The 12,923-nt window shown below is 70.8% G+C and carries 13 protein-coding genes and 1 pseudogene; 7 read left to right on the top strand and 7 right to left on the bottom strand.

Annotated features, from left to right (window positions below):
- The first annotated feature begins 84 nt into the window (after positions 1–84).
- Positions 85–777 carry an HAD family hydrolase gene (locus tag ACWGJ2_RS31330; protein ID WP_453349666.1) on the top strand — a complete coding sequence of 231 codons (693 nt, stop codon included), beginning with the start codon at positions 85–87 and terminating at the stop codon, positions 775–777.
- Between the two features lie 107 nt (positions 778–884).
- On the opposite strand, the gene ACWGJ2_RS31325 is transcribed toward ACWGJ2_RS31330, so the two are convergent.
- The 4 genes from ACWGJ2_RS31325 to ACWGJ2_RS31310 form a co-directional block, all read right to left on the bottom strand.
- The gene (locus ACWGJ2_RS31325) at positions 885–1,877 is read right to left on the bottom strand and encodes a DMT family transporter (protein WP_453349665.1); all 993 of its coding nucleotides are present in this window, start codon (positions 1,875–1,877) and stop codon (positions 885–887) included.
- On the bottom strand, positions 1,874–2,611 hold the full coding sequence (locus ACWGJ2_RS31320; protein ID WP_453349664.1) for a hypothetical protein: 738 nt from the start codon (positions 2,609–2,611) through the stop codon (positions 1,874–1,876). Before ACWGJ2_RS31320 ends, ACWGJ2_RS31325 begins: the two co-directional genes overlap by 4 nt.
- A gap of 44 nt (positions 2,612–2,655) precedes the next feature.
- Positions 2,656–3,930, bottom strand: a complete 1,275-nt coding sequence (locus ACWGJ2_RS31315; protein WP_453349663.1) for a class I SAM-dependent methyltransferase — start codon at positions 3,928–3,930, stop codon at positions 2,656–2,658.
- Between the two features lie 341 nt (positions 3,931–4,271).
- Positions 4,272–4,979, bottom strand: coding sequence for a GNAT family N-acetyltransferase (locus ACWGJ2_RS31310; RefSeq protein ID WP_453349662.1), 708 nt, complete (start codon positions 4,977–4,979; stop codon positions 4,272–4,274).
- Positions 4,980–5,113: 134 nt separating this feature from the next.
- Here ACWGJ2_RS31310 and ACWGJ2_RS31305 point away from each other — a divergent pair.
- Positions 5,114–5,229, top strand: a pseudogene (locus ACWGJ2_RS31305) (4-hydroxy-2-oxovalerate aldolase); the annotation flags it as partial.
- 4 nt (positions 5,230–5,233) lie between these two features.
- On the opposite strand, the gene ACWGJ2_RS31300 reads toward ACWGJ2_RS31305, so the two are convergent.
- Entirely contained in the window at positions 5,234–5,704 is a 471-nt protein-coding gene (locus ACWGJ2_RS31300) for a DUF6223 family protein (RefSeq protein WP_453349661.1), read from the bottom strand.
- A gap of 238 nt (positions 5,705–5,942) precedes the next feature.
- On the opposite strand from ACWGJ2_RS31300, the gene ACWGJ2_RS31295 reads away from it, so the two are divergent.
- From ACWGJ2_RS31295 to ACWGJ2_RS31280, 4 genes are all read left to right on the top strand, one after another.
- Positions 5,943–7,202 carry a sensor histidine kinase gene (locus tag ACWGJ2_RS31295; protein WP_453349660.1) on the top strand — a complete coding sequence of 420 codons (1,260 nt, stop codon included), beginning with the start codon at positions 5,943–5,945 and terminating at the stop codon, positions 7,200–7,202.
- Positions 7,199–7,870, top strand: coding sequence for a response regulator (locus ACWGJ2_RS31290; RefSeq protein WP_453349659.1), 672 nt, complete (start codon positions 7,199–7,201; stop codon positions 7,868–7,870). Before ACWGJ2_RS31295 ends, ACWGJ2_RS31290 begins: the two co-directional genes overlap by 4 nt.
- 65 nt (positions 7,871–7,935) lie before the next feature.
- The gene (locus ACWGJ2_RS31285; RefSeq protein ID WP_453349658.1) at positions 7,936–8,082 is read left to right on the top strand and encodes a hypothetical protein; all 147 of its coding nucleotides are present in this window, start codon (positions 7,936–7,938) and stop codon (positions 8,080–8,082) included.
- A gap of 25 nt (positions 8,083–8,107) precedes the next feature.
- The gene (locus tag ACWGJ2_RS31280) at positions 8,108–8,914 is read left to right on the top strand and encodes an SLAC1 family transporter (protein WP_453349701.1); all 807 of its coding nucleotides are present in this window, start codon (positions 8,108–8,110) and stop codon (positions 8,912–8,914) included.
- On the opposite strand, the gene ACWGJ2_RS31275 is transcribed toward ACWGJ2_RS31280, so the two are convergent.
- Positions 8,832–9,476, bottom strand: coding sequence for a polysaccharide pyruvyl transferase family protein (locus ACWGJ2_RS31275; protein WP_453349657.1), 645 nt, complete (start codon positions 9,474–9,476; stop codon positions 8,832–8,834). The genes ACWGJ2_RS31280 and ACWGJ2_RS31275 overlap by 83 nt on opposite strands.
- Positions 9,477–9,655: 179 nt before the next feature.
- On the opposite strand from ACWGJ2_RS31275, the gene ACWGJ2_RS31270 reads away from it, so the two are divergent.
- Positions 9,656–10,954 carry a glycosyltransferase gene (locus tag ACWGJ2_RS31270; RefSeq protein ID WP_453349656.1) on the top strand — a complete coding sequence of 433 codons (1,299 nt, stop codon included), beginning with the start codon at positions 9,656–9,658 and terminating at the stop codon, positions 10,952–10,954.
- On the opposite strand, the gene ACWGJ2_RS31265 is transcribed toward ACWGJ2_RS31270, so the two are convergent.
- On the bottom strand, positions 10,902–12,917 hold the full coding sequence (locus ACWGJ2_RS31265) for a TIR domain-containing protein (RefSeq protein ID WP_453349655.1): 2,016 nt from the start codon (positions 12,915–12,917) through the stop codon (positions 10,902–10,904). The genes ACWGJ2_RS31270 and ACWGJ2_RS31265 overlap by 53 nt on opposite strands.
- Between the last annotated feature and the right edge of the window lie 6 nt (positions 12,918–12,923).

The following is a 12,923-nucleotide window of genomic DNA, read 5'->3' as shown; positions in this document are numbered from 1 at the left end:
GGGCCGTCACGGCACCGCGTGTTCCCGGGCGGACGGGAAAGGCTCCTCGGCGGCTGACCGCGTCTGCTGAGCGAGAGGAAGCACATGACGGACAGGGCCGTGATATTCGACCTGGACGGCACCATCGTCGATAGCGGAAGCAACTACTTCGAGGCCGAGCGGGAAGTGCTGCACCGGCACGGCGCTCGGGGATTCGACCGTGCCACGCACGGCCAGTACACCGGAATCGGCATGCGGGACATGCTCGACTCCCTGCGCGGGCGCTACGGGCTGCGCGAGGACACGGACACCCTTCTCGAAGAGGTCAACGCCTCCTATCTGGCACTGGCCACCGCCGAGCCCTCTCCGGTCCCTGGCATGCGGGAACTGATCCAGGGGCTGCACGCCGACGGGCACCGGCTCGGGGTGGCCTCCGGTTCCTCCAGGGACACGATCGAGACCGTGCTGGCCGCCGTGGGACTGGGGGAGTTCTTCCGCGTCGTGGTCTCGGCGGAAGAGGTGCCCGCGGGCAAGCCCGACCCGGCCGTCTTCCTGCGCACCGCACGGCAGTTGAGCGTCGCCGCCGCGCGTACGGTCGTCATCGAGGACTCGGTCGCCGGGGTCCGCGCCGCACGGGCCGCTCGTATGGGGTGCGTCGCCGTACCCGCGGCAGGCGACTACACCGATCCGGGGGAGTGGGGCGGCAGCACCGTCTTTCCGCAGCACGAAGCAGGCACGGGCATCGATCCCGGCGCCGTGCGCACCGCCGTTGACGCCCTGCTGCACGCCTCCGGCTGAGCCCGTCCGGCCGCCTGACTGGCTGTCAGAACGGCGGAACGTCGGGGCGCGGGGCGCGGGGCGCGGTACGTACGCGTACGGCCCGCGCCCCGACGTCGTCGCCCGGCTCAGAGCCGCTGTTCCCCGGAGAGACGGTCGTTGACGAGGACACCCACCGTGCACAGGAGCACCAGGAACGCGCCGACGGCAGCCGAGGCGTCCCCGAACGTGCGGCCCGAGAGGAGCAGGACGCAAGTGGACAGCACGGGCGTGGCGTAGCCCAGGGGCGCGAGCCGGCCGTCGCTGCGTGCCATGCCCGCGCTCCACAGCAGGAACCCGGCCGCGCAGGGCCCGATGCCCACGTAGCACATGGCCAGCCAGGCCAGGCTCGGATCCCAGTCCGTCGTGGTGGAGAACGCGATGACGAGTGCGAGCAGGGTGCCGACCACCCCGCCCATGAGCATGCCGTACGTGGCCGGGGCACGGGCGGCGCCCGAGGCCAGGGTGTAGTAGGCCATGCACAGCGCGGACACCAGCGCGGCCACATAACCGAGCGGACTGCCGCCGCCGGAGCCGGAGTTCTGTGCCACGGTCATGATGGCGACGCCGAGGAACCCCAGGAGGGAGAAGAGGAAGCCGACGAAGGTGCGTCGGCTCCAGGCGGTGACGGCGAGCCAGATGGCGGCGAACATGGGCCAGGCGTAGGCGATGATGTTGGACTCGACGATCGGCGCGTAGGCGAACCCGACGTACTGGGTGGTCTGCGTACCGCAGAAACCGATCAGTCCGACCAGGCCGCTGCGCAGGTAGTCGCTCCGGGTGAGCGGCGGCCCCGGCCGCACCGGCCGCGCCCGCCTCCGCGACTCCTGCGCCGCCACGATGACGGCGAGCGCGAGAGTCGCGGAAGCGAACTGAAGGGTCAGCACAACCCCCAGGTCCAGTTCCTTGAGGGCGGTGGAGCCCGCGAGGGCGTTCGTGCTCCAGAAGCCGATGCCGCCGAAGGCGAAGGCGACCGCGGTGAGGAATTGCGGCTTGCGTGCGGGTGCCTTCTCCGGAACGACCGGCGCGGTGGGAAGGGGACCGGGAGGTGTACTGATCCTACTCTGTTTGGAATATGTCATTTCGCGGCGCGGTACTCCAGATATGTGGGAAGCTGCCTGTTCCGTACATCGTCGATGTATTCCTCGACCCAGGCGAAGTCCGGGTTGTCTGCGGCCAGGTAGTACATCGGATTGTTGTCGATGAAAGGCCGCCGCTGCGAACGCAGGTTCATCGTCAGCGTCGTACGTGAGCCGTTGGTCATGGGCTCGGTGCGGTGCGGAACGCTCATGAGCTGGCCGAAGACGCAGCTTCCCACCTTGTGCTCGATGTGGATCATGCGGTCCTCGGGCAGTTCCTCTCCCGCGTTGACCGCCGCGATCGTCGCCTCGTAGTCGCCCTGGAAAAGCTCCAGGCGGCCTCCTTCGACGTCCTCCGTCTCAAGGGCGACGAGTTCGGTGATCGGCGGGCCGTCGCCGTGCCAGTCGACGGTTCCGTCGTCGGGCCCCATGAAGGTCACGGCCGTGTTGATCACCGAGAAGGGATAGGGTTCCAGGGGCTCGCCCGCGAGTTCGCTGAGCTGCTCGATCCGTCCGGGCCAGTGCACCAGTTCGCTGATTTCGGGGATGTACTTCTGCGCGTCGCGGATGAAGCGCAGATTGAGGTGCATGTTCGCGCTCTGCTCCTCCTTTAAGATATGGGCCTTCCGCTTGATCTCGGCAAGGAGGTCGAGCGGGTAGTCGTGGGCGAGCTGCATGACGCCCAGATTCCCCACCTTCCAGTTCTCGTCCTTGCCCAGCAGAGTGGTTCGGTCCATTTCGAACTCGACCCGCATGTCTCTCTCCCTTGCGTGCCTGTCTCTTACGGGTGTTGGTCGACGGTGATCACCGCAGTGAGGGAGTGTCCCACACCGAGCCCGGGAGAATAATGCCTCTCTGTTTCCCGGAGGCTCTTCGCAAGGTTCTTCATCCGGTCCCTGGGAACGAACACGGAGCCCTTGCTGTACTTTTCGACCACCTCATTCCATTTCTGGCGGAAGGTCTGGTGGAAGGCGGTGATGGCGGACGGTGCCAGCGGGGTCTCGTGGGGGAACAGCAGGTCGTGGGCACGGACGTCGTCACCCTCGTCCTCAAGGTGGTTGATGAGGGTCCTGTACGGCGCGAGGCCGGGGTTGAACTCTCCCGTGGTGGTGTGCCGGCCTGTCATGATCGACCGGTCGTGGAAACTCACCGTGTTCACGGTGGTGGAGGAGTCGCGGGAGGCCCGTCCGATACAGCCGATGAGCGACTGCGAGTCCCAGAAGGACATGGGGGTCGGAACGGATTCCTCTCCGTTGTGGAAGAAGCTCATGCGGTAGTCCCAGCGGCTCTCCTGCCACCTGGTCCACCATTCGATGGAATAGCGCCCCAGTACGTCCACCACGACGGTGGAGGATGTGCGGTTGCTGCGGATCTTCCCGAAGATCTGCCGCAGGACGTGACCGAGTTCTTCCTCGGTCAGATGGGAGTACGGAACGCCGCACGAGAAATAGACGTCGGCCGGGTGATCCGGGATGTCGTACAGCATGTCGCCCCGGCTGAAGAGTGCACGCACCCCTTCAGGGGCCGAATCGCGGCCCAGCGCGAGCAACGCCTCGTCGATGTCGATCCCGTGGTAGTCGAGTTCCGCCTCCGGGAGCGCCTCGGTGAAGAGCCGCAGCCCGTCACCGCCTCCACAGCCGACATCCACGACCCGTAACGGAGAATCCTCGGGAACGGGCCCTGTGGCCGTCGCGATGATTTCGTGCGTGACCGGCTCCTCCCATTTCTGCTTCACGCTGTCGCGCCGCCCGGGTGACGCGTAGTGACTGACGCCGGCGGCATAGGCATTTGTCGTTGCCTCATTCACAGAAAGTGTCACGCCGAATCCATTCTGTTCGCCGATCACGTTCTTTCGAACATAAAGGCGCACATGAATGCGTTCAACGTTGAGTGGTGTAGACCAAGACCGGAATGAGCCATTCTCCTTGTGGCGGTAAAGAACCTGGCCGGTAACGAAGCAGGCGCCGGAAATTGTTGCGACGGCGTGAAATGACTGGTCGAACCATCGGCCGCTCGGCCGGAGCGGTGCGCCGCGCACGCGATGGATTCCGGTCACGCGCCCCTCGGATGGCCATTTCTGGACGGTGACTGTTCAGAAATGGCGGACGGTCTGTTTCGGGTGCGCGTACGGGGTGACCCGTTGGCCATTTTGCGAAGAGGCGGCCTCAAATCCCCAATGGCCCGTAGGTCCGGAATCACCCTCTATGGAAAACCATGCCGACCGGTTTTTTTGCCGTGCGGAGAGACGCATGTGGCCCGTGCGCACCTCTGCGGGTGCGATGCTCCCGTCGCGGCACGGTCCGGCCGCTGACGGGCGGGAAGACGTTTCCCGTGACCACTTACGTACCGTCCGTGATGCCGGAGGGGACCGTCAAGTTGGATCTCGGCCAGCGGCCGTCACGGGATGCGGAACCCGCGGAAGGTCACCTGTGCGCGGGTCCGGAAGCCGAGTCGCTCGTAGAGCGCGAGCGCGCCGGTGTTCGCCTCGGCCACGTGCAGGAAGGGCCGTTCGCGACGGTCCAGGACACGCGCGGCGAGGGCACGCACCAAGCGTGCGGCGTGGCCACGGCCACGTGCCTCGGGCGCGGTGCAGACGGCGCTGATCTCGGTCCACCCCGGAGGCCGGAGCCGTTCACCCGCCATCGCCACCAGGGTGTCCTTCTCGCGGATGCCGAGGTAGGTGCCGAGTTCGTGCGTGCGCGGCCGGAACGGCCCCGGCTGGGTCCGTTCGACGAGTTCCAGCATCTCGGGCACGTCCTCCGGGCCCAGTTCGACGATGTCGGGGTCGGGCGCGGTACGGGGGTGGTCGGGCCGAGCGCCGTCGGGCCGGACCATCTGGCGGCCTTCCAGCGTGAAGACCTCCTCCCACTCCGGTGGCGGCAGCACCGGGCACGAGAACATGTCGGCGACTCTGCCGTGGCCGAGGAGCTCGGCGAGGTCGGCCCATTCCGCCGCGTCCGCGGTGGGGGACACGGCGGAGAAGGTCGCGAACGGCCGGGAATAGGTGACCGCCCGGCCCAGGCCGCGCGCGAGATGCGCGTGGCTGCCGCGGAGCGACTCACCCACCGGGTCGTCGAGTACGGCCGTGTCGCTGTGACCTGTCACCGGGCTGTGCCTTTTCTGTCCTGCGTGCGCATGCGCGTACGTGCGCGCGTACGTGTGCGCGTCCGCACCGGTATCCGTTGCCTTCGGCACTCTCTCATCGGCCGGGTGGACCGCCCTCGGCGGGGCGGCCGGACGCGGCGCGACGGTACGGGCTGGACACCCGCGCGATCCTCGTCGAGGTCGGCCGCCGCGAAATGGCCGGCGGTCAGGAGGACATGACACCGACATCGCCCTCGACCTGCCGGAGGCCGTCGTCAGGGGCCGGGCGTCCGCCCCCGGTCGGCCGAGCGGCCAGTGCGACCCGCGCCGTGCGTGCGGCCCGCGCCGCGAGTGTGTCGGGCGCGGGCCAGCCCGCCCAGCACCGTGCCGAGCAGCCCCAGCACCAGCGCCACGATGCCCCCGCCCAGCCCGTTGCCGGTGCCGAGACCGCCGTCTGCGGTGGCCACGACCAGCGCACCGAGGGCAGCACCGAGCAGCCCCGCGGCCAGCGCCGCGTCGGCCCCCGTCCGCTCGGACCTGATGCCGACGCGAGCGGTGCGGCGGGCCAGCGCCAGGCCGCCGACCAGCACCGCGGTCAGCGCCATGAGCGCGGCCACGACGGCTCCTGTCCGTCCGGCGCTCATGGCGTAGGCGTCGGCGGCGACCGGCTGGACCGAGGCGTACATGTCCATCGGCGCGGTGGGTCCGAGTCCGAGTCCGAGTTCGAGTCCGAACCGTGCTGGCATGAGGGCTCCTTCTTCTCCCGCGGCTCCGGTGACCGGTCCCGCGACGGGATGGCGCGTGCATCATGACCGTCGGCCGCGCCCCTGGTCGTCCGCCGGACGCGGACACTTCGCACTGCCACGGGCACCGCATCCGGCTGCCGTGGACGCCGCAGGAGCCGTGGACGTACCGCGGTCGCGGTAGCGGCCTGTCGTCCGCGCGCGGGACTCGCCCGCGCGGCCGTCCGGCTAGGGTGCGCGCATGGCCAGGGGACGGGGACGGATCGGGCTCGGGGACTGGGCGATCGCCCTCGGTGTGGCGGCTGCGCTCCTGATCACCGGGCTGAGCGCGCAGCGCCCGGCCACGGGCCTCGGCCTGCTGGGCTACGCGCTGCTGGCGGCCGGGGGCCTGGCGCTGGCCGCGCGCCGTCGGGCCCCCGTTCCCGTCCTGGCCGTCACCGGGCTGTGCGCGGTGGGCCATCAGGCCGTCGGGTTCGACGTGCCCGCCGTCGCGTATCTGTTCGCGGTGTACGCGGCCGTACGGGCGGGACACCGCATCGCCACGGTGGTGGCGAGCGTGGCCGTGCTGGGGACTCTGCCCCTCGCGGCGCTGGCCTCGGGCCCGCACGACACGGGTGCGGCGTTCGCGCAGGCCAGGGGCGCCCTTGAGCTGGCCTGGCTGGTCGCGGCCGGTGCCGCGGGCGAGGCGCTGCGGCAGGCCGAGCGGCGCGCTGACGAGGCCGAGCGCACCCGGGAGGAGACCGCGCGGCGCCGCGCGGACGAGGAACGGCTGCACATCGCGCGGGAGTTGCACGACACGCTCACCCACCAGATCTCGGTCATCAAGTTGCAGGCCGAAGTCGCCGTGCACACGGCCCGCAGGCGTGGCGAGCCGGTGCCCGAGAGCCTGCTGGCGATCCAGGAGGCCGGACGTGAGGCGACGCGGGAGCTGCGGGCGACGCTGGAGGTGCTGCGCGACGACGGCACGGCCCCGCCCCGTGGGCTCGACGACATACCCGAACTGGCGGAACGGGCCCGCGCGTTCGGCCTGGACGTGACGCTGACGGTCACGCCCTGGGAAGGCTGCGGGGACGACGTGCCCGCCGCGGTGGGCCGGACCGTCTACCGGCTCGTCCAGGAGTCGCTCACCAACGTCGCCCGGCACGCGGGTGTCCCGTCGGCGTCGGTGCGCATCGACCGCCGTCAGGACGCGCTCTTGGTACGCGTCGACGACGACGGCGAGGCGACGCGGGAGGGTGCGCCCGTGCCCGGCGTCGGGCTGCTCGGCATGCGCGAACGTGTCGTGGCGCTCGGCGGGCGGCTGCGCGCGGAACCACGCGACGAGGGCGGCTTCACGGTCCGGGCCGAACTCCCCCTCCGAACCGGCTCCCCTCTCCGGGCCGGACGTCCTCTCCGGGACGGGTCGCCTCGCCGGACCGGACGTCCTCTCCGGGGCGAACCACCTCTCCTGTCCGAAAGTCCTCGCCGGGCCGCCGAACCTCCCGTGGACGGGACGCGATGATCCGTGTCCTGCTGGTCGACGACCAGTTGCTCATCCGCAGCGGATTCCGCGCGCTCCTCGGCCTGGAGGACGACATCGAGGTGGTGGCCGAGGCCGGTGACGGCAAGGAGGGCCTGGCACTGGCCAGGGAACATCTGCCCGACGTGGCCCTCGTCGACATCCAGATGCCCGTCATGGACGGCATCGAGGCGACCCGGCACATCGCCGCCGATCCGGACCTGGCCGGGGTGCACGTCGTCATCCTGACCAACTACGGACTGGACGCGTACGTCTTCGACGCGCTACGTGCCGGAGCCGCCGGGTTCCTCGTCAAGGACATCGTGCCGGACGACTTCGTGCACGCGGTACGTGTCGTCGCGCGCGGCGACGCGCTGCTCGCCCCCGCCATCACCCGCAAGCTCATCAGCCGGTATGTCGCCCAGCCGCTCCGTCCGGCCGACGCGGACACGGCGCTGGAAGCGCTGACCCACCGCGAACGCGAGGCCGTCGCGCTGGTCGCGCGGGGGCTGTCCAACGACGGGATCGCCGATCACATGGTGATCAGCCCGATGACCGCGAAGACGCATGTGAACCGGGCCATGGCCAAGCTCCGCGCCCGCGACCGCGCGCAACTCGTGGTCCTCGCCTACGAGTCCGGCCTGGTGGTCCCGGGCGACCGCGAGCGCTGACACGTTCTTCCCTTGTGCCGTCGGTGATTTCTCGCCAGGAACGGTCATTTCTCGAACTCCTGCGCATGGCACTGACCGACCACCACAGCCCGTACGCCGACCTCCTCCACGCGGTCTGCGCCACCCTGCCGGGACCGGCCCCCGCCGACCGCGCCGCCGCGCTGCGACTGGCCCGCAACGGGCCGCTCATCGAAACCTCGCCACAGGGCTGAGCACCACCGCGCTACGGCCACTGGCCTGGCCACCGTGCTTCTCGTCGTCGCGGCGCCCGCCTGGGCCCTCGTCGCGACGGCGGCCGTCCGCGCCCCGCGCACGCACGGCCTAGGGGCGCTCCAGCAGGCCGACGGCTCCTGGTTCCTGGCCACGGTGGGCCTGCAATCCCTCGTCGTCGCGCTCACCGCCACGCACCAGGGGCCCCGCGCGGCCGTCGTGGCGGCGGCCCTGTGGTGCTGCGGCGGACTCCTCTACGTGGCGACGCTCGCCGTGCTCGGCCACCGGCTCCTGCGCAGCCCGCCGGGCCCCCAGGACCTCGACCCCACGTACTGGATCACGAGGGGCGCCGCGGCCATCACCCTCCTCGCGGGGTGCCAACTGCCCGCGCGGGTGCGCTCCGTAGACCTGGACACCGCGCTGCTGGGCACCTGGGTGTGGGCCACGCTCCTGATCCCGGTGCTGCTGGCAGCGGGCGTGTGGCGGCACCTTCGGCGTCGCGTCCCGCTGGTCTACGCACCGGCACTGTGGTGCGTTGTCTTCCCCACGGGCATGTACGCGGCGGCGACCCAGCGCCTCGGCACGGTCACGTCCACGGCACCGCTGTCGTGGCCCCTGCCCCCGCCGCCGCCCTCCGGTGTGCTCGTGCTCTGCGCCGTCGCGGCGTGGCTCGCCGTCTCCGCGCTGCTGGTGACGCGCTACAGGGCGAGGCCGCCCGCACGTGAGCCGATTCGGCCCTGGGCGGACCCGCCTATGGCCGAAGCGCCGCCAACAAACCCTGCTGAAGCGCCTCGACGGGCTCCGCGAGGGCCGTCGCGTGGTCGGCCCACTTGAAGTCGCCGCCGAGCACCTGGTCATGGTGGAGACGCATGGCGGGGATGCCGTAGGACTGGGCGACGATCACTCCGTGCAGAGAACTGGAGAGGACGGCGGCGCACTCGCCCACCGCCGCGATCACCTCGTCCACCGGACGGGTCACATCGATCACGGTGTCCGCCCACGGGTACGGACGGTCGTCGAGGTAGTGCGGAACGACGCCCACCGGATGCCGGACCGGCGGCCGGTCCCACAGCGCCGAGACCAGGAGTCCCGGGTCGCCCAGTGGCACCGTGACGCCGAGCCGACGAGCGGTGAGGCGCCCGCGTACCGCACGGACGTCGAGCCGGGAGGTATCGCACTCACCGCCCCTGATCAGCCCTGACCCCCAGACGATGAGCCCCGGACGGGCCTGCTGGGTGTACTCCAGGACGCTGCCGCAGGCGATCACATCGGCCTCGCCGATGTGCGGAACCCGCCGGACCCGGTACCCCAGCCGCTCCAGCAGCGCGGGCCCCAGTTCGTCGCCGAAGTTCCGCACCCCGGCCTGGGACCAGTTCCAGACGGCGACCACGGACATCACGCGCCGCCTTCCGGTTCCGGGCGGGTGGGAGGGAAAAGGGTGGCCGGCGTCGACGGGGCCGTCTGCCGACGCGGACACTCCAGCAAAAGGGATTATTGGCGCCTTTATGGAAAAATAGCGCACCGAAGGTGCGGAGGCGAGCACCGGGCCATGCCGCCGCGGACGGGAGTCGCGACATGCGTGTTCTGCTGTCGACCCACGGGTCGCGCGGGGACGTCGAACCGCTGGCGGGGCTCGCGCTGCGGCTCAGGGAACTCGGCGCGGACGTGCGGATGTGCGCGCCGCCGGACCAGGAGTTCGCGGAGCTGCTGGCCCGCGTCCGCGTGCCGCTCGTGCCGGTCGGTTCACCGGTGCGCCCGGCCATGACAGCCAGGAAGCCGCCGCGCCCTGAGGACCTGCCCCGGCGCACGGCCGAGCTGATCGCCGCGCACTCCGGCGCGGTCGCAGCGGCGGCCGAGGGGTGCGACGCGGTGGTGGCGACCGGAGTCAAGCAGTTCGCCACGCGGTCGGTGGCCGAGAAGCTGGGGATCCCCTACGTGTACGCGAGCTATCAGCCGACCACCCTGCCGTCGCCGCATCACCCGCCGTATCCGCTGCCGGGCCGGCCGTTCCCACCGGGTGTCACCGACAACCGGGTGCTGAACGATCTGGACGCCGAGAACTACAACGTGCTGTTCGGCGCCGCGCTCAACACCCACCGCGCCGCGATCGGCCTGCCCCCGGTGGACAGCGTCCGCGATCACATCTACACCGGCCGCCCGTGGCTGGCGGCGGATCCCCTCCTGGGCCCGTGGCGGGAACCGGCCGGTCTCGACGTCGTACAGACCGGCGCGTGGATCCTGCCGGACGAGCGCCCGCTCCCCGCCGCGCTGGAAGCCTTCCTGGACAGCGGGCCGCCCCCGGTGTACGTGGGCTTCGGCAGCGCGTCCCTGTGCTCGGCGGCGGACGCCTCCCGGGCGGCCCTCGCGGCGGTCCGCGCGCACGGCCACCGCGCGCTCGTCTCCAGCGGCTGGGCCGGACTGGGCCCGGCCGACGGCCAGGACGACTGCTTCGCCGTCGGCGAGGTCAACCACCAGGCGCTGTTCCGCCGGGTGGCCGCCGTCGTGCACCACGGCGGCGCGGGAACCACGACGACCGCCGCCCTGGCCGGGACGCCCCAGGTGGTCGTACCCCAGGGAGTGGACCAGCCCTACTGGGCCGGGCGGGTGGCCGCTCTCGGTATCGGAGCGGCACACGACGGCGCGCAGCCGACCGCCGCTTCCCTGTCGGCCGCGCTCGGCATCGCCCTGGCCCCCGGAACCCGGGCACGAGCGACGGCCGTCGCCGGCACGGTCCGTACCGACGGGACATCGGTGGCCGCGGAACTGCTGCACGACGCGGTCGGCCGGGGCCGGACACCGGCGCGAGGGCGCCTGCCGTCCGTCACCTCACCCAGCCTTCGCCCGCCCCCGTCACATGGGCCAGCTCGCTCCTGATCTCGTCCAGTTCGGCCACCGCGGTCTCCAGCTGGCGCCAGACCTCCTCCCGGTGCTGCCATCGTTCCTCGTGCGCCAGCCGTTCCACGCCCGGTGGCCGCAGCTCGAGGTACGAGCAGAGCCTCGACTCCCACTCCACCACGATCGGCTGCAACAGGTTGAACAGGTTCATGACGCTGTGCTGCACATGGTCGACGCGCGTTCCGCTTCTGAGCGTCGTGGCCGATCCCGCCGTTTCGAGGGCCGACCGCGCCGCACGCAGCAGCTTTCTGACGCTGTTCAGCGACTTCCTCAGGTCCGATCTCTTGTGCACCCGGACGGTGAGGTCCGATGCCGCGAAGGCCACCTGAAGGCCGAAGGCTGCCCGGCGCTCGCGCTCTTCCGCGTCCCGGCGCTTCCGAAGACGCGCACCGGCCCTGTTCCCGGCGGGGGACGGCGCGGAGACACAGGTCGCGGCCCGGCGGACCCGGTCGTGCCGTACCCAGTCGGCGTCGAAGTTCCGGAACACGTACGAGGCGATGGGCGAGACCCACACCTCGCCCCCACTCATCCGGATCAGCCCGAGATCCGCACACCGGGAGAGCCGCGCCTCGACCGCTCGCGGGGAATCGCGTGTCCGGCCACCGCTCCTCTCGTCAGGATCATCGGCGAGGATGTCCCGCACGAGACACACCGGCGCCGGAACCGGCAGGTAACACAGTGCGCGCATCAGGTCCAGCGTGGAGTCACCCACACCTTCGACGTAGGCGAGCAGCGTGTCCGCGACGGGCCGGGCGAGCGTGGAAGCCGGACTGAGGAAGTCCTCGGCGACGGCCCGCAGACCGTACTTCGCGACTCTGCCCTCCAGAATCCTCAGCAGCGCCGGATGCCCTCCTCCCGACGCGTAGATGCTCGTCAGCAGTTCCGCGCCGGAGTCGTCGCGGAGCAGCGGCTCCTGGAAGGCGTGGACGAAGTCCCCGTACGACATCTGCCGGACGGCCAGGCCGGCGCCGCAGGGCAGTTGCTGCGGAAATCTGGAGATGAGCACCGTCGGGCCGTCCGGAAGGGGGGCGAGCAGCTCGTTCAGCTGCTTCTCGGGGAGGTTCTCAGGGACGTCGTCGATGACGCGCAGCACCCGCCCCCCGCTTCTCCCGGCGGGCCGGTTTCCGCGTCCGCCCGGCCGGCCGGGGGCATCGTCCGCGCTCAGCCATCCGGTGCCGCCCGGATACGCGCTCTGGAAACGGTATGCGTAGTCCGCCACCAGCATGCTCTTGCCCACACCCGGAGGGCCGTGCACGACGGCGAGCGCGGGAGAGCGGCCGTCGGTCACCCTGATCTCGTGCCGGTTCAGAATGGCGTGCAGCTCCCATTCCTCCCGGTAGCGGCAGATGAACAGACCTGATCCCCGCGTCGCGGGCTGAGCCGCGGGCCGGGGGCATTCCGTCCCCTCGGGTCCGATCCCGTCGGGGTGCGACCGCGCGGCGTCCAGCACCGCCCCGGCGACCTCTCTGAGCGCTCTCTTCGACCGGGGTGCGGTCAGGCAGTTCGCGTCGCGCCGCAGCTCGTGCTGGTGCACGTGTTCCGTGTCGAGTTCGGGATTGATGAAGACGATCCTCTTGAGCGGATCGCCCGCCCGCTGCCCGGCCAGGAAGGCGTGCATCAGCTCCTCCTGGCACGGCCGGCTCTCCGCGTAGTCGCGTGAGTAGTACGCGACCAGTACGCGGGAGGCGCTGATCTCTCTCAGCAGGCGCTGCGAGACGGACCCGAAGTACGGCAGTTGATCGGCGTCCCGGAAGACGCGCAGCCCGGCGCCCCTCAGCTCGCGCACGAGCATCCGGACCTTTTCCGCGTCCGTGCTGCAATAACTCAGGAAAACGTCCCATGTGGCAGGCGGACGCCCGCCGTTCAAGGCGCCGCCCACGCGCTTTCCCGCACGTCCCGGCCGCTCCGTCTCCGGGACCTCCCGCTGCTTGCGTGCCACCATGAGCGC

The sequence above is a fragment of the Streptomyces sp. NPDC054796 genome, from assembly GCF_053611545.1.
This window is presented reverse-complemented; position numbering and strand designations above follow the sequence as displayed.

Bases quoted from the DNA above. Each gene is read 5' to 3' on its own strand.
- ACWGJ2_RS31330 (WP_453349666.1), top strand. From the start codon at position 85: ATGACGGACAGGGCCGTGATATTCGACCTGGACGGCACCATCGTCGAT.
- ACWGJ2_RS31325 (WP_453349665.1), bottom strand. From the start codon at position 1,877: ATGACATATTCCAAACAGAGTAGGATCAGTACACCTCCCGGTCCCCTT.
- ACWGJ2_RS31320 (WP_453349664.1), bottom strand. From the start codon at position 2,611: ATGGACCGAACCACTCTGCTGGGCAAGGACGAGAACTGGAAGGTGGGG.
- ACWGJ2_RS31300 (WP_453349661.1), bottom strand. From the start codon at position 5,704: ATGCCAGCACGGTTCGGACTCGAACTCGGACTCGGACTCGGACCCACC.
- ACWGJ2_RS31295 (WP_453349660.1), top strand. From the start codon at position 5,943: ATGGCCAGGGGACGGGGACGGATCGGGCTCGGGGACTGGGCGATCGCC.
- ACWGJ2_RS31290 (WP_453349659.1), top strand. From the start codon at position 7,199: ATGATCCGTGTCCTGCTGGTCGACGACCAGTTGCTCATCCGCAGCGGA.
- ACWGJ2_RS31285 (WP_453349658.1), top strand. From the start codon at position 7,936: ATGGCACTGACCGACCACCACAGCCCGTACGCCGACCTCCTCCACGCG.
- ACWGJ2_RS31275 (WP_453349657.1), bottom strand. From the start codon at position 9,476: ATGTCCGTGGTCGCCGTCTGGAACTGGTCCCAGGCCGGGGTGCGGAAC.
- ACWGJ2_RS31270 (WP_453349656.1), top strand. From the start codon at position 9,656: ATGCGTGTTCTGCTGTCGACCCACGGGTCGCGCGGGGACGTCGAACCG.
- ACWGJ2_RS31265 (WP_453349655.1), bottom strand. From the start codon at position 12,917: ATGGTGGCACGCAAGCAGCGGGAGGTCCCGGAGACGGAGCGGCCGGGA.